20 protein-coding genes are annotated in these 21,242 nt (G+C 73.9%); 9 read left to right on the plus strand and 11 right to left on the minus strand.

The window, feature by feature from the left end; genetic code table 11:
• Positions 1–134 precede the first annotated feature (134 nt).
• Together NQZ70_RS38680 and NQZ70_RS38685 are read left to right on the plus strand one after the other, a co-directional pair.
• Complete coding sequence (locus NQZ70_RS38680; RefSeq protein ID WP_129578710.1) at positions 135–1,151, plus strand: isocitrate/isopropylmalate dehydrogenase family protein; 1,017 nt, start codon at positions 135–137, stop codon at positions 1,149–1,151.
• Positions 1,152–1,176: 25 nt separating this feature from the next.
• Positions 1,177–2,013: a hypothetical protein gene (locus NQZ70_RS38685; RefSeq protein ID WP_129578711.1), complete on the plus strand. Its 837-nt coding sequence runs from the start codon at positions 1,177–1,179 to the stop codon at positions 2,011–2,013.
• 28 nt (positions 2,014–2,041) lie between these two features.
• Here the strand turns inward: NQZ70_RS38685 and NQZ70_RS38690 are convergent, their stop codons facing one another.
• The 5 genes from NQZ70_RS38690 to NQZ70_RS38710 all read right to left on the minus strand — a co-directional run bounded on the left by NQZ70_RS38690 (position 2,042) and on the right by NQZ70_RS38710 (position 5,517).
• The gene (locus tag NQZ70_RS38690; protein WP_129578712.1) at positions 2,042–2,851 is read right to left on the minus strand and encodes a hypothetical protein; all 810 of its coding nucleotides are present in this window, start codon (positions 2,849–2,851) and stop codon (positions 2,042–2,044) included.
• Entirely contained in the window at positions 2,848–3,681 is an 834-nt protein-coding gene (locus tag NQZ70_RS38695) for a Smr/MutS family protein (RefSeq protein WP_129578713.1), read from the minus strand. The genes NQZ70_RS38690 and NQZ70_RS38695 overlap by 4 nt, the downstream gene beginning before the upstream one ends.
• Positions 3,593–3,970: a hypothetical protein gene (locus NQZ70_RS38700; protein WP_129578714.1), complete on the minus strand. Its 378-nt coding sequence runs from the start codon at positions 3,968–3,970 to the stop codon at positions 3,593–3,595. The genes NQZ70_RS38695 and NQZ70_RS38700 overlap by 89 nt, the downstream gene beginning before the upstream one ends.
• A gap of 108 nt (positions 3,971–4,078) precedes the next feature.
• Positions 4,079–4,504 carry a hypothetical protein gene (locus NQZ70_RS38705; RefSeq protein WP_129578715.1) on the minus strand — a complete coding sequence of 142 codons (426 nt, stop codon included), beginning with the start codon at positions 4,502–4,504 and terminating at the stop codon, positions 4,079–4,081.
• Positions 4,505–4,884: 380 nt separating this feature from the next.
• A complete protein-coding gene (locus tag NQZ70_RS38710; protein ID WP_129578716.1) occupies positions 4,885–5,517 on the minus strand; it encodes a pentapeptide repeat-containing protein in 633 nt (210 codons plus the stop codon).
• 98 nt (positions 5,518–5,615) lie between these two features.
• Between NQZ70_RS38710 and NQZ70_RS38715 the strand changes: the two genes are divergently transcribed.
• Positions 5,616–6,368, plus strand: a complete 753-nt coding sequence (locus NQZ70_RS38715) for a lamin tail domain-containing protein (RefSeq protein ID WP_237244417.1) — start codon at positions 5,616–5,618, stop codon at positions 6,366–6,368.
• Positions 6,369–6,710: 342 nt separating this feature from the next.
• On the opposite strand, the gene NQZ70_RS38720 is transcribed toward NQZ70_RS38715, so the two are convergent.
• Together NQZ70_RS38720 and NQZ70_RS38725 are read right to left on the minus strand one after the other, a co-directional pair.
• Entirely contained in the window at positions 6,711–7,259 is a 549-nt protein-coding gene (locus tag NQZ70_RS38720) for an NUDIX hydrolase (RefSeq protein WP_237244418.1), read from the minus strand.
• 12 nt (positions 7,260–7,271) lie between these two features.
• A complete protein-coding gene (locus NQZ70_RS38725; RefSeq protein ID WP_129578717.1) occupies positions 7,272–8,393 on the minus strand; it encodes a DUF882 domain-containing protein in 1,122 nt (373 codons plus the stop codon).
• A 1,181-nt stretch (positions 8,394–9,574) separates the two neighbouring features.
• Here NQZ70_RS38725 and NQZ70_RS38730 point away from each other — a divergent pair.
• The 4 genes from NQZ70_RS38730 (at position 9,575) to NQZ70_RS38745 (ending at position 12,299) form a co-directional block, all read left to right on the plus strand.
• Positions 9,575–10,324: a hypothetical protein gene (locus NQZ70_RS38730; RefSeq protein ID WP_129578718.1), complete on the plus strand. Its 750-nt coding sequence runs from the start codon at positions 9,575–9,577 to the stop codon at positions 10,322–10,324.
• Complete coding sequence (locus NQZ70_RS38735; RefSeq protein ID WP_129578719.1) at positions 10,321–10,791, plus strand: hypothetical protein; 471 nt, start codon at positions 10,321–10,323, stop codon at positions 10,789–10,791. Before NQZ70_RS38730 ends, NQZ70_RS38735 begins: the two co-directional genes overlap by 4 nt.
• Positions 10,792–10,793: 2 nt before the next feature.
• Entirely contained in the window at positions 10,794–11,243 is a 450-nt protein-coding gene (dtd, locus tag NQZ70_RS38740; protein ID WP_020739507.1) for a D-aminoacyl-tRNA deacylase, read from the plus strand.
• A 72-nt stretch (positions 11,244–11,315) separates the two neighbouring features.
• Positions 11,316–12,299, plus strand: a complete 984-nt coding sequence (locus NQZ70_RS38745; protein ID WP_129578720.1) for a ketopantoate reductase family protein — start codon at positions 11,316–11,318, stop codon at positions 12,297–12,299.
• A 68-nt stretch (positions 12,300–12,367) separates the two neighbouring features.
• Here the strand turns inward: NQZ70_RS38745 and pdxA are convergent, their stop codons facing one another.
• The 3 genes from pdxA to NQZ70_RS38760 all read right to left on the minus strand — a co-directional run bounded on the left by pdxA (position 12,368) and on the right by NQZ70_RS38760 (position 15,977).
• Positions 12,368–13,474, minus strand: coding sequence for a 4-hydroxythreonine-4-phosphate dehydrogenase PdxA (pdxA, locus tag NQZ70_RS38750; RefSeq protein ID WP_129578721.1), 1,107 nt, complete (start codon positions 13,472–13,474; stop codon positions 12,368–12,370).
• On the minus strand, positions 13,471–14,424 hold the full coding sequence (locus NQZ70_RS38755) for a response regulator transcription factor (protein WP_272826425.1): 954 nt from the start codon (positions 14,422–14,424) through the stop codon (positions 13,471–13,473). The genes pdxA and NQZ70_RS38755 overlap by 4 nt, the downstream gene beginning before the upstream one ends.
• Positions 14,425–14,531: 107 nt before the next feature.
• A complete protein-coding gene (locus tag NQZ70_RS38760) occupies positions 14,532–15,977 on the minus strand; it encodes a TldD/PmbA family protein (RefSeq protein ID WP_129578722.1) in 1,446 nt (481 codons plus the stop codon).
• A 578-nt stretch (positions 15,978–16,555) separates the two neighbouring features.
• Between NQZ70_RS38760 and NQZ70_RS38765 the strand changes: the two genes are divergently transcribed.
• A complete protein-coding gene (locus tag NQZ70_RS38765; protein ID WP_129578723.1) occupies positions 16,556–19,306 on the plus strand; it encodes a tetratricopeptide repeat protein in 2,751 nt (916 codons plus the stop codon).
• 100 nt (positions 19,307–19,406) lie between these two features.
• Entirely contained in the window at positions 19,407–20,225 is an 819-nt protein-coding gene (locus tag NQZ70_RS38770) for a hypothetical protein (RefSeq protein ID WP_237244420.1), read from the plus strand.
• Here NQZ70_RS38770 and NQZ70_RS38775 read toward each other — a convergent pair.
• Positions 20,213–21,175, minus strand: coding sequence for a uroporphyrinogen-III synthase (locus NQZ70_RS38775; RefSeq protein ID WP_129578725.1), 963 nt, complete (start codon positions 21,173–21,175; stop codon positions 20,213–20,215). The genes NQZ70_RS38770 and NQZ70_RS38775 overlap by 13 nt on opposite strands.
• Positions 21,176–21,242 lie beyond the last annotated feature (67 nt).

Genomic DNA, 21,242 nt, shown 5'->3' on the forward strand with positions numbered 1-21,242 from the left:
ACCTCCCCCGGTCGCCCCGCGCGCCTCCCCGGCCCCGCGCGGCGCGCGCCGGCAGGCGAGCGCGCGTCCCCCGCCGTACGCTCGGGCTCGCTTGCCCATTGTTCCCGCCAGCACACCTGCTAATGGGACGTCCCATGGCCTATCGCATCACGTTGATCCCCGGCGACGGCATCGGCCCGGAGGTCGTGAAGGCGACTCAGGACGTGGTCTCCGCCGCCGGCGTCGCCGTCGACTGGGAGATCCACCACGCGGGCATCGAGGTGGCGAAGCTGACGGGCTCGCCGCTCCCCCTCCCCGTCATCGACGCCGTGCGGAAGAACCGGATCGCCCTCAAGGGCCCGGTGACCACGCCGATCGGCGGCGGGTTCCGGTCGGTCAACGTGACGCTCCGGCAGACGCTCGACCTCTACGCCAACGTGCGGCCGATCCGCAGCCTGCCGGGCGTCGAGCCTCGGTTCGACGTCGACATGGTCATCGTGCGCGAGAACACCGAGGGGCTCTACGCCGGGCTCGAGCTCATGATCCTGCCCGGCGTGGCCCAGAGCATCAAGCTCACGACCGAGCGCAGCTCGACGCGCATCGCCGAGTTCGCGTTCCGGTACGCGAAGCAGCACGGCCGGAGCAAGGTGACCATCGTCCACAAGGCGAACATCATGAAGCTCTCCGACGGCCTGGCGCTCGACTGCGCGCGGCGCGTCGCCGTCGGGCACCCCGAGGTCCAGCTCGGCGAGATGATCGTGGACGCGGCGGCCATGACGATGGTCCGCGAGCCGAACAAGCTCGGTGTGCTCGTGACGGAGAACCTGTACGGCGACATCCTCTCGGATCTCGGCGCCGGCCTGGTCGGCGGCCTCGGGATCGTGCCCGGCGCGAACATCGGCGACGAGGCCGCGGTCTTCGAGGCGGTGCACGGGTCGGCGCCGGACATCGCGGGCAAGGGCTACGCGAACCCGACGGCGCTCGTGCAGAGCGCCGTGATGATGCTGCGGCACCTCGGCGAGCACGAGGCGGCCGACCGGATCGAGCGGGCGCTCACCGCCGTCTACCGCGCCGGCCAGGTGCGCACCCGCGACCTCGGCGGCACCGCGAGCACCGACGACTTCACCCGCGCGCTCTGCGCGGAGATCGAAAAGCCTCGCGCGGAGGCGTAGCGGCGGGCATCCTGATCCCGCGGACGTGGGATCTGCCTGGACGTGGCTGCTCGAGCGGTGCGCCGAGATCGTCGGCGTGACGGACGGGGCCGCCGGCCCGGCGGACGACGCCGCGCGGCGCCGGCGTCGGCGGACGCTCGTCCTCCTGCTCTCGCTCCTCGTCGGCGCGAGCTGCCTCCTCGGCGAGCGCTGGGGCGCGAAGGGCCTGCTCCCCGCGGTGGCGCTCTTCCTGCTCGCGGTGCAGGCCACGCGCGCCGTCCTCGCCGCGCGCGCGTCGGTGTGGCGCGCCGCCGCCCTCGATCTCGAGGACCCCGCGCAGCGGCCGAGCGAGCGCGCGGATCCGTGGTTCGCGCCGCCGACGGCGAGGGTCCTCTGCGCGCTGGCCGCCGTGATCGACGCCGCGCGCCGCGAGCGCTACGCGATCGCGCTGGAGCGGCTCCCGCACGTCGATCGGGCCGCGCTCCGGCCCGACGAGGTGCGGCTGCTCGACGCGGCGCGGGCGCTGCTCTCCCTCGGCCTGGGCGACCCGGCGCGCGCGGCGCAGCAGGCGATCGTCGCGCTGCCCACCGGCATCGACGCCATCGACGCGCGGCTCGGCCGCGTGGTGCTCGCCGACGCGTGGAAGAGCCCCGCGCGGATCGAGGCGATCGAGCGCGCGTGGCGGAGCGAGCTCCAGAGCGGCGTGACGTCCGAGGCGCTGGAGCGCCTCCTGTCCCTGTCGCGGCTGCGCTTCGCGCCGCAGGCGCTCGAGGCGCTCAAGCCCGCCGAGGCGCGCGAGCTGTCGGCCGAGGCCTGGTCGATCGGCGAGGAGGAGCTCGCCGCGGCGCTCGAGGCCCGCGCGCGGGGCGGCGTCTACCGCTGAGCCACGGGCTCGGGGCGGCGGCGCGCGCTCAGGGCGGCGGCTCGCGCGGCACGGCGGGCGTGGTCTCGCGCACGAGGCGGAGGCCGCCGAGGGAGAGCTCGACCATCGCGGCGAGCCGCTCGGCGACGAGCCGCTCGGCGGAGGGCCCCGCGGCGCGCGTCTCGGCGACGAAGGCGAAGCAGCGCCGGCCGGAGCCGCCGAAGGCGACCGCGAAGCCGTCGATCGGCGCGCCGGGCGGGGTGTCGGCGACGCCGATCGCCACGACGGTGTCGAAGCCCTCGGGCACGTCGATCCGGCGCTCCACGGCGGTGAGGCTCTGGTCGGGGCGCGGCAGGTCGCGCCAGAGCCGCGCGCGCGCCTCGCACGCGGCGCGGCTCGCGCGGCCGTCCTCGCGCCAGGTGCGGACGAGCAGCGACGTCGACGACGCGGCGTGCGTCGCGACGAGCCAGGGGCCTTCGCCGTCCTCGACGCGGAAGCCGCGCGCGTCGGGCAATGGGAGCACGAGATCGAAGCGATCCGAGCGGTACTCGCCGAGCTCGCCGTCGCCGAGCGTCGACGGGGGCGGGGGCGGCGCGGGCCTCGGCGGCGGCGCGGGCGGCGCGGCCGGGGCCGGCGCGCACGCGGGCAGCAGGGCGAGCAGCGCAGCGGCCGGCAGCAGGGCGCGGCGCGCCGCCCGCGCGGCCGGCAGCAGGCCGCCGAGCGCCGCCCGCGCGGCCAACAGCAGGCCGCCGCGCGTGGCGCGCGCGGCCAACAGCAGGCCGCCGCGCGTGGCGCGCGCGTCCGGCCGCCGCGCGTGGCCCGGCGTCTCGGCAGGCTCGGCGCGCGCCTTCGGCCTCATCGCGCGAGCAGCACGAGCACGGCGCCGGCGCCTCCCTCGGCGTCCGGGGCCGTCGCGAACGCGGCGACGTGGCGGGCGACGCGGCCGTGGCTGAGCCAGGCGGCGATCTCGCCGCGGAGCACGGCGTGGCCGCCGGGCGAGTGGTTGCCCTTGCCGTGGACGATGGCGACGACGCGATCGCCGTCGCGCTGGCGCTTGCAGATGAAGGCCTCGACGGCCTCGCGGGCCGCCTCGAGCCTCAGGCCGTGCAGGTCGAGGGTGCCGTCGACGGCGTAGCGGGCGCGCCGGAGCCGCCGGAGCTCGCGCGGATCGACGTCGAGGCGCCTGCCCTCGATGCGCTCGCTGTCGTCCGTGGTCTCGAACTTGATGCCCTCGATGACGAGCGAGCGCATGCGCGAGCGCGCCTCCTCGTCCGGATCGGACGCGATCGTCGGCAGCGCGGCGCGCTCGACGCGGCTCGCGGTGACCGGGATCCGGTTCACGCGGTCCTCGAGCACGCGGACGCCTGCCATGTAGATGGCGAACGTCTCGGGGTCGACGGGCCGCGGCGCCGGCTCGACGCCTGCCTGCGCCGCCGCGCCGGCGGCCGCCTTCGCCTTGGCCTTCGCTTCGGGCGCCGCGGCCGCCTTGGCCTTCGCCTCGGGCGCCGCGGCCGGCTTGGCCTTCGCTTCGGGCGCCGCGGCCGGCTTGGCCTTCGGCTTCGTCAGCTGCCGGAGCGTGGAGAACGGCTGGTAAAACGCCTCATTCGCCTTGTGTGCCGCCGCCTTCGCCGCCCGCGCCGGGCTGGCCGTCGCTCTCGGGTCTCTCTCGCGCTTCGCGCCCTTCGCCATCCCCCAGAACATCGCGCGCGAGACCGCGGAGCGCAAACCGAACGGCTTCGATGCCGGCGAGCTGCCCGTCCTCGAAGTGCCAGTCGGGGTCGTCGAGGCCGGGGAAGTCGTGCGGGTTGCGGATGTCCTCGGCCGTGAGCGTGGGGATGAGGCGGCGCGCGAGCTCGATGACCTTGCCCCGCTGCGCCTCCTCCATGGCCGCGAGCAGCTCGAAGATGCGATGGAAGAGCTCGGCGGGCGTGGGGGCGGCTTGCCGGGCGCCGGGCCTGGCTGCATCGGGAGAGGGCATCGGGCGCAGGATACTTCATCGGAGCGGAGCCGCCGCCCGGCCCGCTCCCGGCGCGCCGCCGCGCTCCTTCGGGGCGGGCGATGCCGGGGAGACGCGCCGTCAGCGGCGTCAGCGATGGTCCTGGAGGCTCACGGCGGGCATGGGGTAGTTCCCTGCCGGCGTCGCCTCGGATCGCCCGTGGTCACGGAGCCGGCCGTCGTAGGGATGGAACGGCTCGAAGGGCCGGAACGGCTCGAAGGGCCGGAACGGCTCGAAGGGCCGGAACGGCCTCTGCGGCACGAAGTGCCCATACGGCCGGAAGGGCCTGTAAGGGTGGATGGGCCTGTACGGCCTGAAGAGCCCATAGGGCCGGAAGTCCCCGTGATAGGGGATATCCTCCGGGGGGATCCGGGCGTCGGCGAGCGTCGGGCTCGCCGTCTCCTCCACGATCACGAGCTCCTGGACGGGTACCGTGTCCTCCGCTGCCGCGAGCTGCGCGGCGCCGAGCGCGATCCCGGACAGCGCCAGCGCGCCGAGCGCTTTCACCAGCTTCATCGCCGACTCCTTTCACGATCCGAGCGGCTTGCCGGGGGTCGTCCCATGCAGGCTGCGTCCACGACGATGCAAACGCGAGGCCCGTTCGCGGCGGATCGCCGGGTGCCGCGCGCCCAGGTGTGAATTCCCGAGAGCCTCGGATCTGCGGCTGCGCGCCCGTCCGGCGGGGCGTCTCGTGTGCAAAGCGTGGACAGCGGGCAGCGCCCGACGCTGGCGGACGCTGCCCGTACCGGGGTCGGGGCGCGGCGCCGCGCGCGGCTCAGGGGGTCACGAGGGCGCCCGACAGGTCATCGACGATGCTGCCGACGTCCCCTCCATCGAGATTGACGCACGGAGGTCGGAGGCGCGGCGCAGGCGCTGTCCCCACCCAGCCCGGGCCGTCATCCGCTGTCCTTTTCCGTGAAGCCGAGCACGTGCATACCGAAGGAGGCCGCGAGGAGCATCACCGTCTCGAGCGGAACGCGGGCGCCCTTCACGTTGTTCTTCGCCGGATCGACGAACAGATCATGGGACCGAGGGAACTGAGCGTTTCGAAGATCGCAGTCCTCGAAGCGTGTCCCCATGAAGCGGCACTCCTCGAACACGGCTCCGGCGAGGTCCGTCGCAGCGAGCACCGATTCGGTGATCGAGCACCGCTCGAAGCGCGTCTTGCGCAGCGCCAGCGAATCCATGACGTTGTACCGCATGTCGCAGTCCTCGAACGACACGTCGGGGAATTTCGCGATGTTCGTCCAGTCGATGCCCATCAACTTGCAGGAGCTGAACGACACGCCGCGCAGCGAGAGCATATTGGTATTGGCTTGGGTCAAATCGCATCTCTCGAACACGCACCCCTCGAGCCGAGTGCGCATCCAGCGGCTCTCGCTGAGCTTCGAGCGCCGGAACACACAATTGCAGAACTCGCGATCGCTCAGGTCCGCTCGTTCCAGCGTGAGCCCGTCGAACGTCTCACCGTCGAACGAGTCCTTCCCTTCGAACGGATCCGTATTCTCCGTACTGAATACGCGGGCCATGTATAGCCGGCGATGGTACCGTGTACCGATTCGTTGTCAATAGAAACCGGCCTCTACCCAAGGCAACGTGCTATCCGCGGCATCCAGCTCCGCCGCGCATGCGCCGCGGCTCCGGCTCGAGGAGAAGCTCTCCTGTCACGCTCAACGGCGCGACGGACAACGTGGTGGTCATCGTCCTGCACGCGAAGGCCTCCAACGATACTGCGAGCTGGCAGCGGCGACAGAACGCATCGAACGCCCTCAAATCGTACCTCGATGCCACCGATCCCACCGGGAAGGTCTTCGTGATCGGCGACTTCAACGACGATGTCGGCGGCGGTGGCGGCGGCGGCGGCGGCGGCGGTGGGTCCGCGCAGGTCATCCTCAATGAGATCGGCGTGAACGAGCCGGGCAGCGACACGGCGGGCGAGTTCATCGAGGTCGTGAACGTGGGCGGGGCGTCGGCGTCGATCGGCGGGTGGACGCTCTCGGACTCGACGAGCGTGCGGCACACGTTTGCCGCGGGCACGACGCTCGCCGCCGGCAAGGCGCTCGTGGTGTTCGGCGGCGCCTCGGCGATCCCGGCGGGGCTCACGAACGCCCTCGCGTGCTCGACGGGCACGCTGAGCCTCGGCAACGGCAGCGAGCAGGTGTGCCTGAGAGACAGCGGCGGCGTCGCGAAGGATTGCTTCACCTACACGAGCGCGCTGTCGGGCACGGAGGCGTGTCGGCGAACCGGAGCCCCGACGGCAGCGCGACCGGCACCTTCGCGCTGCACACCTCGGTCGCCGTGGGATCATCCTCGGCGGGCAAGCGCGGTTCCGGCGCGGCCTGGTGACACCGATCGAGGAATGAGAGGTCTCGAGGTCTGACGAGGGGGTCTCGAGGCCTGACGAGGGGGGTCTCGAGGTCTGACGAGGGGGTCTCGAGATCTGACGAGAGGGGTCTCACGAACGGAATTTCGGCTCTCGAGAATGAAATCCTGGCTCTCGAGCACCGCGCGCGGGATCTCGAGGTATGCCTCGACCTCGCCGCGCGTCCTCAAGACCTCCGATCCCGTGGACCAGAGCCATTTTTCTGCAGCCGCGACCCGAGATCTCGTTCCGAAGAGCGCCGATCCCGTTCCGCTCCCCTGAAGATTCGATTCGCGGGCCTCGGGAGCGCTTCCCACCGCCGCCGAGCGGCACCGGCTGACCGCCTTGCAGGCGCCGCGGTCAGCGCGGAGCCGAGGTCGCGACGGCGAGCGCCCGCAGCAGGGTGACCACAGCGATCACGTGGCTGATCCGGCCGTCCTGCATCGCTGCCGTCACCTCGTCAGCGCTCATCACGACCGCCTCGGTGCTCTCGTGCTCGTCGCCCAAGGGCTCGCCGACCCACCGCGCCCCGCGGGCCAGATAGAGGAAGCAGCGATTCGCCTGGAGCGCCGGATTCGGGTGCACCCACCCGAGCGACTCGATCGATCCCGCGGCATATCCCGTCTCTTCCAGGAGCTCGCGGGGGGCCGCGGCCGCCGGCTCCTCCCCGGGATCGACGATGCCGCCGGCCGTCTCGACGGTCACCGCGTCGACGCCGTGCCGGTGCTGCCGCACCAGGACGAACTCCCCAGCATCGGTGATCGCCGCCACCGAGATCCAGTCGGCGAGCTCCAGCGTGAAGACGGGATAAGGCGCGCCCGCGGCCACGACCTCATGGCGATGTACCGCCAGCGGACCGAACGTACCGGCGACCGCCGAGGCGTGCCGGCGAGGGATGGTGATGCCCATCGCGCCTCCCTACTACAGCGCGCCGCCCGCCGCCTTCTCCGCCGCGCCGCCCGCCGTCTTCTCGGGCACAGCGCCCGCCGCCTTCTCCGAGCCAGCGCTCGTCGGCTTCTCCGCCGCCTTCTCCGCCGCGCCGCCCGCCGCCTTCTCCGGTCCAGCGCCCGCCGCCTTCTCCGCCGCGCCGCCCGCCGCCTTCTCCGGTCCAGCGCCCGCCGCCTTCTCCGCCGCGCCGCCCGCCGCCTTCTCCGCCGCGCCGCCCGCCGCCTTCTCCGACACCGCGCTCGCCGCCTTCTCCAGCACCGCGCTCGCCACCGCCGCCGGCGCGGCGCTCGCCGCCTTCTCCGCCACGATCGCCGGCTTCTCGCGGCGCTCCCGCCGGAGCACCTCCTCCGCGTCGTCGCTGGACACCGCCTCCGTCGCCGACCGCGCCTCGTCCTGCGGCGGCGGCCACGCGGCCACGTAGCGGGGCACCTCGCCGGGCCCGGACGCGTCGATCCAGGACACGGTCCCCGTCCCCGGCGCGCGCACGTCGACGTGCACGAACGAGCTGTTCGGATAGTACCCGCAGCCCGTGTCCGCCAGCCGGCGGCACGCCGCCGCGAGCTCGTCGTTGCGCACCCCCGCGATGCGCAGATCGAGCGCCCGCCCCGTCTGGTGCAGGCTGCCCTGGCTCTGCGGCCGGTACCCGCTCACGAGCGACACGAGCCGGCCCGGATACCGCCGCGCGAGCGCGTCGATGCGCGTCAGCAGCCCGGGATCGAGCAGCCGCACGCCGGGCGCGACCTCACCGGCGTGCACCCCGCTCGCCTTGCCGGAAGCGGCTCCCCGCTTGTCGCCCGCCGACGGCCGCTTGCGGCTCGCCGCCTCCGCCTTCGGCGCAGCCGCGCGCTCGCCGTCCAGGATCGGCCGCGGGGTGCCCCACGGGCGCGCGAGCAAGGAGAGGGCGCGCCGCGCCTCCTCGCGCGGCCTGCCCTTGCAGTCGACGAGCTCGAGGCGATCCGGCTCGATCCCGCTCCGATCCATCGAGAGCACCGGCCCATGGCACGGCTTCGGAGGAGCCTCCCTGTCGGGCCCGCTCTTCGCCCCGCGCCGCTTGCTCTCGACCGTCCGCGCCGCCCGCCGCTTCTCCTTCTTCATTCCCCCCGGCCACCTTGGCCGCGCCCCCACCCTTCGCGCCCGCGCTCTCGGCCGCCTGCGACGGCTGCGCGCGGCCGCGAGCCTTCCGACCGCCGTCGCCGCTCGTCGCCCCGTCACCGGTCGCGCCGATCGCCGCGGACGCGGTCTTCCCGCGGCCATGGCGCGGCTTCTCCCGCGTCTCCGCCCGCTGCCCGTGCTCCGCGCCCGGCGGAGACGCGGTAGAGCCCGGCGCACGATCGCCGCGGTCCCCGCGACGGTCCCGCTTGCCAGCCTTCTCCTCGGCCTTCGCAGCGGCGTGCGCCCTGGGCAGCGCCTCCCCGCGCGCAGACCCCGCCGGGACGGCCGGCACCGCCATGCTCACCAGGACCGCCAGCACGGCAGCGCGAGCACGAACGAGGCGCGCTCGCGGCTCCGCGCTGCGCACAGCCCCCCCTGCGTCCCGCGGCGCCGCGCCTGCACTGCTCACGGATCGAAGGCTGATCATGGAAAGCTCCAGTCGGGTCGGGTGCGAGTGGCATCCACCACGGATCGGATCTCCCGGACACGGCGTCCCCGCCCGTCCGCAGGATGTGGGGTTGGAAAGACCGTCGGCGGTCCGCTTCTTGAATCGACCTGGAACGAGGTCATCCGCGTCGAAACTGCGTCTCCGAGACGCCCCTCGTGGACGCTCGGAAGCTCCGAAGACCGAGAGCTCGGAAGCTCGGAAGCTCGGAAGCTCGGAAGCTCGGAAGCTCGGAAGCTCGGAAGACCGAGCGCTCTGAGGACACGAATGTCATGAAGTGCGGAGGGCAGCCCAATTTTCTGCGGCGCTGACCAAAGGCTGTGGTAGGAACCAGCTGCCTCGCGACTGCGGTCGGGTCGTGAGCGCGGTTCCGGGGTGCATGGGGGCACAACCCCTCACCACGCGGTACCGCGGCCGGGTATCGCCCGGCGCGCTACGCACTGCGGCGGGACCCTGCCTTCACGATCAGCGCGACCAGCGCGATCAGCCCGGAGGCAGGCATCGCGCCCCAGGTGCAACATCGTCCGGGCCATCGCGAGATCGCGGGGGAAGCGCCCGGCCAACCACGCACCAGCCTCATTCACCACACCATCGATGCAAGCGGGGCGCCACACGCGGGATGCGGAAGCCGAACCCGGTGGCGCGTCCATGATCGCTCCGAGGTCAGCAGGGGCACGACATGCGGCGAATTCGTAGAGACGCAACCAAGGTCTGGCACAATCCCGAGCTCCACACCGCCTATGGCCGTGGCCAGCCCAACAGCGCGGGGCTGCCGCGCCCAACACAGAGCGGCGAGGACCGGCGGGCGGCGAAGCAACACCGCGCCGCGCTCGAGGCGCTCTTCTCCCCGCGCAAGGAGCCCGAAGCCGAGGACGGCAAGGGCGGGCGCGCCAAGTCCGGGCGCGACGCCGCCTCCAAGGCGCCGGGGCGCATCGTCCTCGCGCCGCCTCCGCAGAGCGACCCGAAGGCCGTCGAGCGCCAGCGGCTCCTGTCGAAGCTGCTCTGCGCGTCGGGCCGGCCCAACATCTCCAAGGCCGCGAACGAGTTCCTCCGCGCCGGCCACACCTTCCCCGCAGAGCAGGACGTGTACCTCCAGCTGCTCGAGCACAGCGACGAGCAGCGCATCCAGGAGGCGATCGACGAGCTCTCGGGCATCCTCGTCGCCGAGCTGCCGAAGCGCCGCGCCGTGCTCGAGTCGCGGCTCCGGCGCATCGAGGAGTTCGCGGAGGAGCCCGCGACGCGCGAGGCCGCCGAGCGCCTGCGCCGCCAGGTGAGCGGCAGGCCCGAGGCCCCGGGCGCCCCCTCGGCCGAGCCGGGCTCCCACGCGCGGCCGTCGAGCCGCGAGGCCGCGCTGCCCGGCGCGGCGGCGGACGGCGCCGCCCAGCGCGGCGACGGCGGCCTCTCCGAAGCGAGCGTCGAGGCGGAATGACGCGCGCGGAATTCGAGGCCGAGCTCCGCAAGCTGATCCAGGCGTTCGAGACGGGCACGGGCAACGAGCGGTGCGTCGCGTGCGTCGCGTGCGAGCGCTGCGTCGACTGCACGTTCTGCCGCAACTCGAAGGCGCTCCAGCGGTGCCACTACTGCGTCGACTCCCAGCGCTGCTCGGACAGCACGCACTGCCGCGGCTGCCGCGATCTCATCGCCTGCAGCCACTGCGTCGCGTCCGAGCGGTGCACGCAGTCGTCGTACCTCGTGCGCTCGGTCGACTGCACCGGCTGCACTTACTGCTTCGGCTGCGTGGGCCTCGTGCGCAAGGACTTCCACATCCTGAACCAGCCGTACGATCGCAGCTCCTACTTCAAGCTCACGGCGAAGCTGATGCGCGAGCTCGGGCTGAGCGCGGGCAGCGGGGCCGAGCCCGCCCCGGCCCCCGCCGCGCGCGCTGCGCAGCGCTAGCGATGCGCGCGGTCGTGCAGCGCGCGCTCGCCGCGCGCGTCGAGGTCGACGGCCAGGTGGTCGGCGCGATCGAGCGCGGCCTCGTGGCCTTCGTCGGCGCCGCGAAGGACGACGACGAGGCCGACGCCGACCACGTCGCGAACAAGGTCGCGGGGCTCCGGGTGTTCAGCGACGAGGCCGGCAAGATGTCGCGCGCGCTCGCGGACGTGCGCGGCGGCGTGCTCGCGATCAGCCAGTTCACGCTCTTCGGCGACGTCCGGCGCGGCCTCAGGCCGAGCTTCGACGGCGCCATGGAGCCCGCGCGCGCCGAGGCGCTGTACGAGCGCTTCGTCGCCGCCCTGCGGGCGCGCGGCCTCGAGGTGGCCACGGGCCGCTTCCGCGCCGACATGCGCGTGTTCGTCGAGAACGACGGGCCGGTCACCATCCTCATCGATTCGAAGCGGACGTTCTGACGCCGTCCGCCGCTCGCCAGGAGCGGCCGCCGCCCCTTCCCTCCCGGCGTCGCGCGGGCTACGTGGGGCGCCATGCGGATCAGCATCGTGGGCGCGGGGGCGCTCGGGCGAGTCTACGGCGTGCGCCTCGCGGCCCAGGGAGACGACGTCACGTTCGTGGTCCGGCCCGAGCGCGTCGCCGACGCGCGGCCGTTCGTCATCGAGCAGGTGAACAGCGCCGATCGCCGCGACACGCTCGAGCGCCCGCGGCTCGCGGCCGACATCCCGGCCGACGCGGAGGTCGTGCTCGTCACGGTGCGCTTCGATCAGCTCGCCCCCGGCCCCGGCGCGGCGCCGCGCCCCGCGGAGGGCAGGACGGTCGCGGATCTCCTGCTCCGCGGACCTTCGGTCCCCGTCGTCGTGCTCACGCCGCTCCTGCCGCCGCAGCGCGCGGGCCTCGAGGAGGCCGCCCGGCGCCGCATCACCCCCGCGATGCCGAGCGTCTCGGGCTACCTCGATGAGCGCGGCGTCGTCCGCTACTGGATCGTCGGGTTCGCGTCGACGCTCATCGACGACGAGGGGGGCGCCCCCGCGGAGCGGCCGCTGCTCGAGGAGCTCGCGCGCCGCCTCACGAGCGCGGATCTCCCGGCGCGGCTCGATCCGGACGTCGGCGCGCAGAACGCCGCCACCACGACCGCGTTCTTCCCGCTGATCGCCGCCATCGACGCGGGCGGCGGCACGAGCGCCCTCCTCGAGGACGAGAGCGTGCTCGGCACCGCGCTCGCGGCCACCCGGGAGTGCGTGGCGCTCGCGGACCGCGTCGGCACGGTCGCGCCCTGGACGAAGCTGCTGACGAGGGCCATCGGACCGTTCACGCTGAGACCCGGCGTCGCGCTCGCGCGCCTCGTGGCCCCCGAGGCGCTGCGGTTCCTCGACGCGCACTTCGGCCCGAAGCTCCACGCGCAGCACCTCGCGATGGGCGCCGCCGTGCTCGCGATGGGGCGCGAGCACGGCGTGAGCCTGCCGGCGCTCGAGCGGCTGATGGGCCTGCTCGAGGACCGCGCCGGCGCGCGCTGAGCGGCGCGAGGATACGCCTGCGCGCGTCGGCTCGCGCTCGGCGCGCGTCGGCTCGCGCTCGACGCCCGTCAGCGCGCGGCCGCGAGCTGCGCCGCGAGCGCGATCGCCTCGCGCATGCCGCGCGGGTCGGCCCGGCCCGTGCCCGCGAGATCGTACGCGGTCCCGTGGTCGACGCTCGTGCGCACGATCGGCAGGCCGAGCGTGACGTTCACCGCCTCGCCGAAGCCGAGGAGCTTGCTCGGGATCGTCGCCTGGTCGTGGTACATCGCGACGACCCCGTCGAGCGCGCCCCGCGCCGCCAGCCGGAACGCCGTCTCCGCGCCGACGGGCCCGCTCAGCTCCGCCGCCGCTCCCGAGCGCGCGAGCCGCCGCGCCGCGAGGCGGATGCCCGGCGCGATCCGCAGCTGCTCCTCGTCGCCGAGGAGCCCGCCCTCGCCGGCGTGCGGGTTCAGCGCGGCGACGGCCACGCGCGGCCTCTCGCGGCCGAGATCGGCGAGCAGCCGCGCGAGCCACACCGAGGCGCGCGCCACCTCGCGCGGGCTCACCGCCTCGGGCACCTCGCGCAGCGGCACGTGGGTCGTCACGAGGGCGGTCACGAGCTTGCCCGAGGCGAAGGCCATCGTGACCTCGCGCGCGCGGAGCCGCCGGCCGAGGTGCTCGGTGTGCCCGAGGAAGTCCGCGGAGCCCGGCGCGCCGCTCGTCGCGATCGCGTGCTTCGACGCGGGCCCCGTGACCAGCGCCGCCGCGACGCCGTCGCGGACCAGGTCCGTCGCCTGATCGATCCACGCGAGCTGCGCCGCGCCGTCCTCGGCCTCGGGCCGGCCGAAGGCGCTCGGCCGCGAGAGCCGCGCGCTGCCGGCCCAGACGCCGATCGCGCCCGGCGCGAGCTGCTCGATCGCGGCGCGCCCGTCGACGACGACGAGCCGGCGGGCCGCGACCCGGACGAGCCGCGCGGCCCGCCGCAGGATCGCCTCGTCGCCGACGAGCACGCAGCGCACGCCCTCGACGGACGCCGCGCCGGCCACGGCCACCTCGGGGCCCACGCCGCTGGGGCAGCCGACGCTGATCGCGACGATCGGCGCCGCGGCGCCGCGCGAGCGGCCGCCACGCCCCGCGCCGCTGCGCCCCTTGGCGGCCGTCGTCCGGGCAGCACCGCGGCGGTCGGGCGACGTCATCGCGTGACGCGCCGCTCGCGGCCGGGCGTGCCAGCGTCGTGCGCCGACGACGCCGACCGCCGCTCCGCGCGCGCGGCCTCGTCGTCGTCCTCGTCCTCGTCCTCGTCGCCCTCGTCGCCCTCGTCGCCCTCGTCGCCCTCCTCCTCGTCCTCGTCCTCGTCGCGCGGCTCCCCGCGCTCCGCGCCGTGAGCCTCCGTACCGGCGGCGCCGCGCGGCGCCGTCCGCGCCGCGTCGCCGCCCTCGGGCCCCCCGGAGCCGGGCAGCGGCGACTCGAGCCGGTAGCCGGCCCCGCGCAGCGTGACCAGCGGCAGCGCCGCGCCGAGCTTCGCCCGCAGGCGCCGCACGTGGATGTCGACGGTCCGCGCGCCGCCCTCGTACTGGCTGCCCCAGACGCGCCGGAGCAGCTCTGTCCGCGACACAACCTTCCCGCGGCGTTCGCACACGTACGAGAGCAGCGCGAACTCCTTCGCGGTGAGCGGCACGTGCATGCCGCCGACCGACACGTCGTGGGCCGCGCGGTCGATGACGATCGCGCCCACCTTCACCCGCTCCTCGGTCGCGAACTCGCTGCGGCGCCACTCGACGAGGCGCACGCGCGCGTAGAGCTCGGCCGGCACGTACGGCACGAGCAGGAAGTCGTCGAAGCCGCTGGACGGCTCGATCCGCGCGATCTGCGCGACGCTCACCGCGACCAGCGCGCCGACCTCCTCGAGGCGGGGCTCGCGGCGCAGCGCGCGCAGCGCCGCCGCCGCCAGGTCCGGCCGATCGAGCGCCTCGACGACGATCGCCCGCGCCTTGCTCTCGTCGTCGTGGAAGAGCCGCGGTGGATCATCCCAGAGATCCAGGGTTCGAACGTCAGCGCCCAGCGAGCGCAAGACCGATGCAGCGCCCTCCTCCCGCTCCAGGTCAGGTCCGTGTCCGACGATGGCTATGAACGAACGACGCGCCATGTCCGCCCCGTATACGGGTGTCACGGCGGGCCGGCAAGACGCACCGCGCTAAACACACCCATGCTGCTGCGGGGCTTACCTTTCCCCCGGGCTCCAGCCTCGAAAAATCAGCCGATCCGCGTCCCGCCGACCGTGATCCGATCGATCTTGATTGTGGGGCAGCCAACACCCACCGGAACGCTCTGTCCGTCCTTGCCGCACGTCCAGATGCCGTCGGAGGTGGCGACGTCGTGGCCGAGCATGGTGACGCGCCGGAGCACCTCGGGGCCGTTGCCGATGAGGTTCACGCCCTTCAGCGGCGCGGTCAGCTTTCCGTCTTCGATCAGGTAGCTCTCGGTGAGCGAGAAGACGAAGTCGCCGTTCGAGATGTCGACCTGGCCGCCGCCGAACTTCTTCGCGAAGACGCCCCGCTTCACGGACTTCATGATCTCCTCGGGATCGTGGGGGCCGGCGAGCAGGATGGTGTTCGTCATCCGGGGCATGGGCGCGGAGGCGAAGCTCTCGCGCCGCCCGTTGCCGGTCGGCGTGAGGCCGTAGTGCCGGGCCGAGAGCCGGTCGTGCATGTACCCGACGAGCTTGCCGTTCTCGATGAGCGTGCTGCGCTCGGGCTCGTTGCCCTCGTCGTCGACGTTGATCGTGCCGCGCGACTGGAGCAGGGTCGCGTCGTCGACCACCGTGCAGAGGGGGCTCGCGACGTCCTTGCCGACCCGCCCCGCGTAGTTGCTGGTCCCCTTGCGGTTGAAGTCCGCCTCGAGCCCGTGCCCGACGGCCTCGTGGAGCAGGATGCCGCTGTCGCCCGGGGCGAGAACGACGTTCATCTCGCCGGCGGGCGCCTCGCGCGCGTCGAGCATCGCGACCGCCTGCCGCGCCGCCTCCTTGGCGTGCCACTCCGGCGACCTGTCCTCGAAGTAGGCCGTCGTCATGCGCCCGCCGCCGCCGCTCGAGCCCTCCTGGCGCTTGCCGTCGCGCTCGGCGATCGCCCGCACGCCGATGCGGATGAGCGGCTGGACGTCGTGCGCCATCCGCCCGTCGCTCGTGGCCACGAGCACCTCGCGCACCTCCTCGACGAAGCTGGCCTCCGCCTTGATGATGCTGGGGTCGTAGGCGAGCGCCGCGGCGCTCGCGCGCTCGAGCAGGGCGCGCTTCGCGAGCCCGGGGGCGTCGAGCGAGATGCTGGGCAGCTCGTAGCGGCTCGGCAGCTCGCGCCGCCGGAGCTCGATCCTCTCCGTCCCGCCGGAGCCGGTCGCGATCTGCGCCGCCGTCTCGGCCGCGCGCCGCATCGCGTCCCACGTGAGGTCCTCGGTGTAGGCGTACCCGGTCGCGTCGCCCCGCTGGACGCGGACGCCGACCCCCATCGACACCCCGCGCGACGCCGCCTTGAGGATGCCCTCGTCGAAGGTGAACCCGCCCCCCGCCCGGTACTCGAAGAAGAGGTCGGCGTAATCGCCCCCCTTCGACAGGGCGACCGACAGGAGCCGCTCGCAAAGCGCGGCGTCGACGGCATTTTCCTCTCCAGGAGCGAACGGGGCGCGGTAGGCCTGGCTGCGCGACATGGTGCCCAACTCTAGGTCCATTCGCCGGGGCGGTCGAGACGCGGCAGCGCTCCGCGCGCCCTGCCCGGCCGCAGGGCTGCGGAGATGTATGCAGAAATGTGCAAGAAGGCCGCTCGACTGCTATGGTTTGAGCCGTCCTCGCGTCGACGGCGGCGTTTGCCGCCTTCTCCGCGATCTTCGCGAATCCCCGGCCGCTCGGCGCGCTCCTACGACGTTACGATGTAGGGCGCGCTCGTCGACGCGCCTCGACCGGACCGCCCAGCGTCCGACCGGGGCGGGGGCTCGCGGCCACCGCGTCAGGCGGTCGCCGCATCCCGCGCGGGCCCGCCCCGCGCGGGTTCGCCCCCCGCGCGGGTTTGCCCCCCGCGGGTTTGCCCCGCGCGGGTTTGCCCCCCGCGCGGGTTTGCGAAGAGCGCACGCTGCAAACAAGCACCTTGGCGGTAGCTTCGGAACTTCCGAAGCCGCGTGCTTGTACGTGGTAGCGGGATTGGCTAGGTGTTTTTAGATGGCGAAGCGAGGGCTCCCGGCGGGGCGCCCGAGCGACGCCTCGCTGTCCTCAGTAGGAGATTCCCATCGCCGTGGCGGTCGATCGCGACAAGGTACTCCAGACCGCGCAGAAGCTTGTCGAGCGGAAGCGCTACGACAAGGCTATCGCCGAGTACCAGAAGCTGGTCGCGGAGGATCCGAAGGACGTCCGGACGCTGCTCAAGATCGGCGACCTCTACCTGAAGACGGAGGAGTACGTCGAGGCGATCACCACCTACGAGCGCGTCGGCCAGTTCTACTCGCTCCAGGGCTTCGCGCTCAAGGCGATCGCCGTTTACAAGCAGATCCGCGAGATCATCCACAAGCACGTCCCGCAGTACGAGGACCGCTTCGGCCACATCGTCCCGCGCCTCGCCGAGATCTACACGCAGCTCGGGCTCACGAGCGACGCGCTCGCCGCCTACGACGAGGTCGCGACGCGCCTCCTCCGCGCGGGGCGCGACCGCGACGCGATCGACATCTTCAAGCGGGTCGTCGACCTCGACCCGAACAACCCGCTCGCCTACCTCCGCCTCGCCGAGGCGCTGATCCGCGTCCGCGACTACGACGGCGCGATCCAGCGCTTCGGGACGGCGGCCGAGCTGCTGCTCAAGCTCGGTCGGCGCGACGACGCGCTCAAGGTGGTCGAGCGCCTGCTGCAGCACCGCCCGGACGCCCGCTTCGCCCGCATGGCCGCCGAGATCTACCTCGATCGCGGCGACCCGAGCGACGGGATGTCGGCCCTCACCAAGCTGCAGATCGCGTTCAAGGAGAACCCGCGGGACCTGGAGACGCTCGCGCTCCTCGCCCGGGCCTTCGACCTGCTCGGGCAGCCGGCCAAGGCGATCGAGGTGCAGAAGGAGTCGGCGCGCATCGCCAAGGAGGCGGGGCGGGTCGACCAGTTCGCCGCCCTCGTCTCCGCCCTGGTCGCGCGCGCCCCGAACGACGAGGGCGTGCGCCAGCTGGCCGCGCAGCTCGTGCCCTCCTCGCGGGGCACGCGCGCGTCGATCGACGTCGAGCTCGACGAGGACGACGAGGCCGAGGAGCTCGAGGTCGAGGACGTCGAGCCCTCGTCCGCGGCGCCGATCCCGCTGCGCGCGGCGCAGCCGTCGACGGCCCCGGTCACGAGCCCGCGGCAGCTCGTCGCGCACGCCGAGAGCCTCCGGCGCGAACGCCAGTACGACAAGGCGGTCGCCCTCCTGAAGGGCGGCGTCGCCCGGCTGCCGGCCGCGCGCGAGCTCCGCGAGAAGCTCTGCGACATCCTCATCGAGGCGGGCGACCAGGACGGCGCGATCGAGCAGATGCTCGCGTTCGCGCAGCAGCTGTCCGGCGAGGGCGCCGTCGATGACGCCGCGCGGCTCCTCGACGAGGTGCTGCTCCTCGAGCCCGGCCACCCCCAGGCGACCGAGATGCTCAACCTCCTCGGCTACGCCGTGCCGCAGGAGGACGAGCTCTCCGACGAGGAGCACACCGGGCCGGAGGTCTCGCCGACGGCCAACGACGCGTACGCGTCCGAGGTGCCGAGCCAGGACCTCTACGACCCCGACGCGCCGCTGCCCGCCTACACGCTCGACGAGGACGGCGTCGTCGAGGCGCTCCCCAGGCGGCCCGAGCTCGTCACGCACCTCGACGATCCGTTCGCGAACGAGCCGCCGCTGCCGAGCTTCCCGATCGACGACGTCGAGGAGGTCGAGGACGTCGAGCCGCTCGAGGAGCTGGAGGAAATCGACGACGAGGAGGAGACGGCGTCGGTCAACCCGAGCCGGTCGCCGGCGCACCCGCTGGCGGTCGCCGCGTCGCAGGCGCCGCCGGCGCCCTCGTCGATGCCGCCGCCCCCGGTGCTCGCCCCGCCGCCGGCCCTGTACAGCCCGGCGCCGCCCCGGCCGGCGTCGGTCCGGCCGGGGTCGGGGCGGTCCGTGCCGCCGGGGTCGGGGCGGCGCGCGGACGCGCTCGACGAGGACGCGCTCGAGGAGGTCGAGTTCTTCGCGCAGCACGGGATGTTCGAGGAGGCGCGCAACATCCTCGAGGAGCAGCTCGCGCGGCTGCCGAACCACCCGCTCTTGATGGAGCGGCTGCGCGAGGTCACCGAGCTCGCGTCGCAGACGCACGGGGCGCGCGCGGCGACCGACAACGAGAGCGGCACGCGGGCCGTCCCGCGCGGCAGCGAGCGGCCGGACGAGGACCGCGCGTTCGACATCGCCGAGTCGCTCAAGATGATCGACGAGCTCGAGGTCGCGCCGGGCTCGGTGACGGGCGTCCAGGACGATCCCCGGCAGATCAGCGTCGAGAGCGTCTTCGAGCAGTTCAAGGCCGGCGTCGCCGCGCAGATCTCCGAGTCCGACGCGTCGACGCACTACGATCTCGGGGTCGCGTACAAGGAGATGGGCCTCTACGCGGACGCCGTCGCCGAGTTCGAGCTCGCCGCCCGCGACCCCGGGCGAGAGTGCGTCTGCCAGTCGATGATCGGCGTCACCCACCTCCAGATGGGCAACATCGAGGCGGGGATCGACGCGCTCATCCGGGGGCTGCACGCCTCGCACAAGACGGTGGAGCAGGAGCTCGCGCTGACGTACGAGATCGCGAACGCCTACGAGATGCGCGGCGTCCCCGAGCAGGCGCTCTACTACTTCCAGCGCGTCGCCCGGATGAGCCCGAGCTACAGCGATCCGCGCGGCAGCGTCGCGGAGCGGCTGCGCCGCATCGACGTCCCGAAGCCGGCCGCGCGCGCGGTCGGCGCCGAGATGATCGCGGACGAGTTCGACGCCGCCTTCGACGACATGCTCCCGAGCGGCAAGCTGCCCTGAGCGCGGCCGGCGCTTCGTACGCAAGGCGCCGCGGGGCCCGGCGCGCCCACGGAACGCCAGAAATTGGGCCCTGGCCGGCGCCGTCATGTACCGGAGGTGCATGAACCGACCGCTGCTCTTCGCCGCCCTCACCTCGCTCCTGGCCGCCGGCTGCGGCGCCGGGATCGGAACGAACGCTCGAGCTGGCCGCCCCCAGGATGCCGCCAAGGCAGCGGCCCAGGCAGAGCGCGAGGCCCCGGAGCGCGCGAAGGGCGAGGCCGACGCGAGCGCCCCGGCCGCGGAGGAGGCGCCGCCCGCGCGCGCGCCCGGCGACTACGTGGCCTACCGGTTCTCGGGCAGCTTCAGGAAGGCGCCGCTGCTCCTCACGCAGCGGGTGGTCGCGCGCGAGGGGGACGTCCTCGTGGTCGACGTGACCCTCGAAGACGGCAAGGAGACCGAGGCGCTGCGCGTCCGGATGAGCGACGCGCCGAGCCGGCGCGGCGAGATCCTCGGCGCGGCGTGGATCGACGGCGGCGCCGAGCGGCCCGCGACCCTCGCGGCGTACGACGCGATGATGGCCAAGACCGCGCTCGCCGCCGACGAGAACGAGGAGGTGCTCGGCACCGAGGCGGTGAACGTCGAGGTCGGCGGCGGCGCCATCGCGTGCCAGAAGACGAGCTTCCGCGTGCGCATCGGCAGGACGAAGGCGACGATGCGCACGCTCCAGAGCGACGACTTCGCCTGGGGCGACGTGGGCGGCGAGATCACCGCCGAGGACGGGCGCGTGCTCTACCGCGCCGAGCTGATCGACCGGGGCCACGCGGACGCGCGCCCGAGCGCGCCCGTGGCGGCCGCCGGCGCGGCGCCCGGCCTCGCGCCGCGGCCGGCGACGGTGGCGCGGTCCGAGGACGACGGCGAGGGCGACGACTACGAAGACTGAGCCGGCGGGGGCGCGTCGCCCTGGCTCTCCTTGCGGGCGAGGACCTCGCCCGAGCGCACGGCCGCCGCGCGGACCAGGTGGCCCATCTTCGGGTGCTCAGGCTCGACGTCGGGCTCGATGCCCTCGGCGCGCAGCGCCTCCGTGCAGACCGGCCCGATCGACGCCACCATGCCCCGCGCGAGCCCGGCGCGCAGCCGGTCGACGAGCCCCTCCTCGGCCGCCACGAGGAGCGCGTGCTCGACCTGCGCGCGGCTCGTGAAGAGCGTGATCGCCGCGCCGCCGTCGGCCAGGAGGCGGAGCGCCTGCCGGAGCGCCGAGGTGTCCTCCGGGAGCGCCCAGCGGTACACCGGCACCGGGGTGACGTGGGCGCCGGCCGCCTCGAGCCCGGCGTAGAGCTCGTGGCTCGGCGCGCCGTGCTCCTGCACGGCGATGCGCTTTCCGCTCAGGTCGCCGAGCCCGCGGACGACCTCGATGATCTCTCGCCAGGTGTTCGGCTCCGGGACGGTGACGAAGCGGGTCACGCCGATCTCGCGCAGCGCCGCCGCCGGCTTGGGGCCGCGCACGACGAGCTGCACCGACGAGAGCGCCGCGGCCAGGAGGGATACGCCCTGGGCGCCTGCGTCGCCGGGCGCGCCGTCGCCGCCGTGGCCCGGCTCGAGCGCGGGCGCCGCCTCGGCCACGAGCGCGCGGGCCCCGACGCCGGTCATCAGGATCACGAGGTCGAGCTCGGCGCCCGCGAGGCGCCGCGCGAAGTCGAGCGCGCGCTCGTTCCGCTCGATGGGCACCTCGCGGAGCGTCGGCGCCGTGACGGGTACACCGCCGTACCGCTGGATCAACGAGGCCATCTCGGGGGCGCGGCGGCTCTCGAAGGTGATGACGCGGCGCCCAGCGAAGTCAGGCGACGCGGGACGGGAGGGACGGTCGTTCAGGGGGTGCGTGGGCGTGCTCACCCGCGCAGCATAGCCCGGGTCCAGCGCAGGCGGGTTTCGGGCGGTTGACCAGTTTGCTAAGCTCCCT

Source organism: Sorangium sp. So ce836 (assembly GCF_028553905.1).
GTDB classification, from domain to species: domain Bacteria; phylum Myxococcota_A; class Polyangia; order Polyangiales; family Polyangiaceae; genus Sorangium; species Sorangium cellulosum_D.

What these genes read in the sequence shown, in the direction of transcription:
- dtd (WP_020739507.1), top strand. Translation starts at nt 10,794, where the DNA reads ATGCGCGCGGTCGTGCAGCGCGCGCTCGCCGCGCGCGTCGAGGTCGAC.
- NQZ70_RS38710 (WP_129578716.1), bottom strand. Translation starts at nt 5,517, where the DNA reads ATGGCCCGCGTATTCAGTACGGAGAATACGGATCCGTTCGAAGGGAAG.
- NQZ70_RS38745 (WP_129578720.1), top strand. Translation starts at nt 11,316, where the DNA reads ATGCGGATCAGCATCGTGGGCGCGGGGGCGCTCGGGCGAGTCTACGGC.
- NQZ70_RS38735 (WP_129578719.1), top strand. Translation starts at nt 10,321, where the DNA reads ATGACGCGCGCGGAATTCGAGGCCGAGCTCCGCAAGCTGATCCAGGCG.
- NQZ70_RS38690 (WP_129578712.1), bottom strand. Translation starts at nt 2,851, where the DNA reads ATGAGGCCGAAGGCGCGCGCCGAGCCTGCCGAGACGCCGGGCCACGCG.
- NQZ70_RS38705 (WP_129578715.1), bottom strand. Translation starts at nt 4,504, where the DNA reads ATGAAGCTGGTGAAAGCGCTCGGCGCGCTGGCGCTGTCCGGGATCGCG.
- NQZ70_RS38715 (WP_237244417.1), top strand. Translation starts at nt 5,616, where the DNA reads ATGCGCCGCGGCTCCGGCTCGAGGAGAAGCTCTCCTGTCACGCTCAAC.
- NQZ70_RS38760 (WP_129578722.1), bottom strand. Translation starts at nt 15,977, where the DNA reads ATGTCGCGCAGCCAGGCCTACCGCGCCCCGTTCGCTCCTGGAGAGGAA.
- NQZ70_RS38695 (WP_129578713.1), bottom strand. Translation starts at nt 3,681, where the DNA reads ATGGCGAAGGGCGCGAAGCGCGAGAGAGACCCGAGAGCGACGGCCAGC.
- NQZ70_RS38700 (WP_129578714.1), bottom strand. Translation starts at nt 3,970, where the DNA reads ATGCCCTCTCCCGATGCAGCCAGGCCCGGCGCCCGGCAAGCCGCCCCC.
- NQZ70_RS38755 (WP_272826425.1), bottom strand. Translation starts at nt 14,424, where the DNA reads ATGGCGCGTCGTTCGTTCATAGCCATCGTCGGACACGGACCTGACCTG.
- NQZ70_RS38725 (WP_129578717.1), bottom strand. Translation starts at nt 8,393, where the DNA reads ATGAAGAAGGAGAAGCGGCGGGCGGCGCGGACGGTCGAGAGCAAGCGG.
- NQZ70_RS38730 (WP_129578718.1), top strand. Translation starts at nt 9,575, where the DNA reads ATGCGGCGAATTCGTAGAGACGCAACCAAGGTCTGGCACAATCCCGAG.
- NQZ70_RS38720 (WP_237244418.1), bottom strand. Translation starts at nt 7,259, where the DNA reads ATGGGCATCACCATCCCTCGCCGGCACGCCTCGGCGGTCGCCGGTACG.
- NQZ70_RS38680 (WP_129578710.1), top strand. Translation starts at nt 135, where the DNA reads ATGGCCTATCGCATCACGTTGATCCCCGGCGACGGCATCGGCCCGGAG.
- NQZ70_RS38770 (WP_237244420.1), top strand. Translation starts at nt 19,407, where the DNA reads ATGAACCGACCGCTGCTCTTCGCCGCCCTCACCTCGCTCCTGGCCGCC.
- pdxA (WP_129578721.1), bottom strand. Translation starts at nt 13,474, where the DNA reads ATGACGTCGCCCGACCGCCGCGGTGCTGCCCGGACGACGGCCGCCAAG.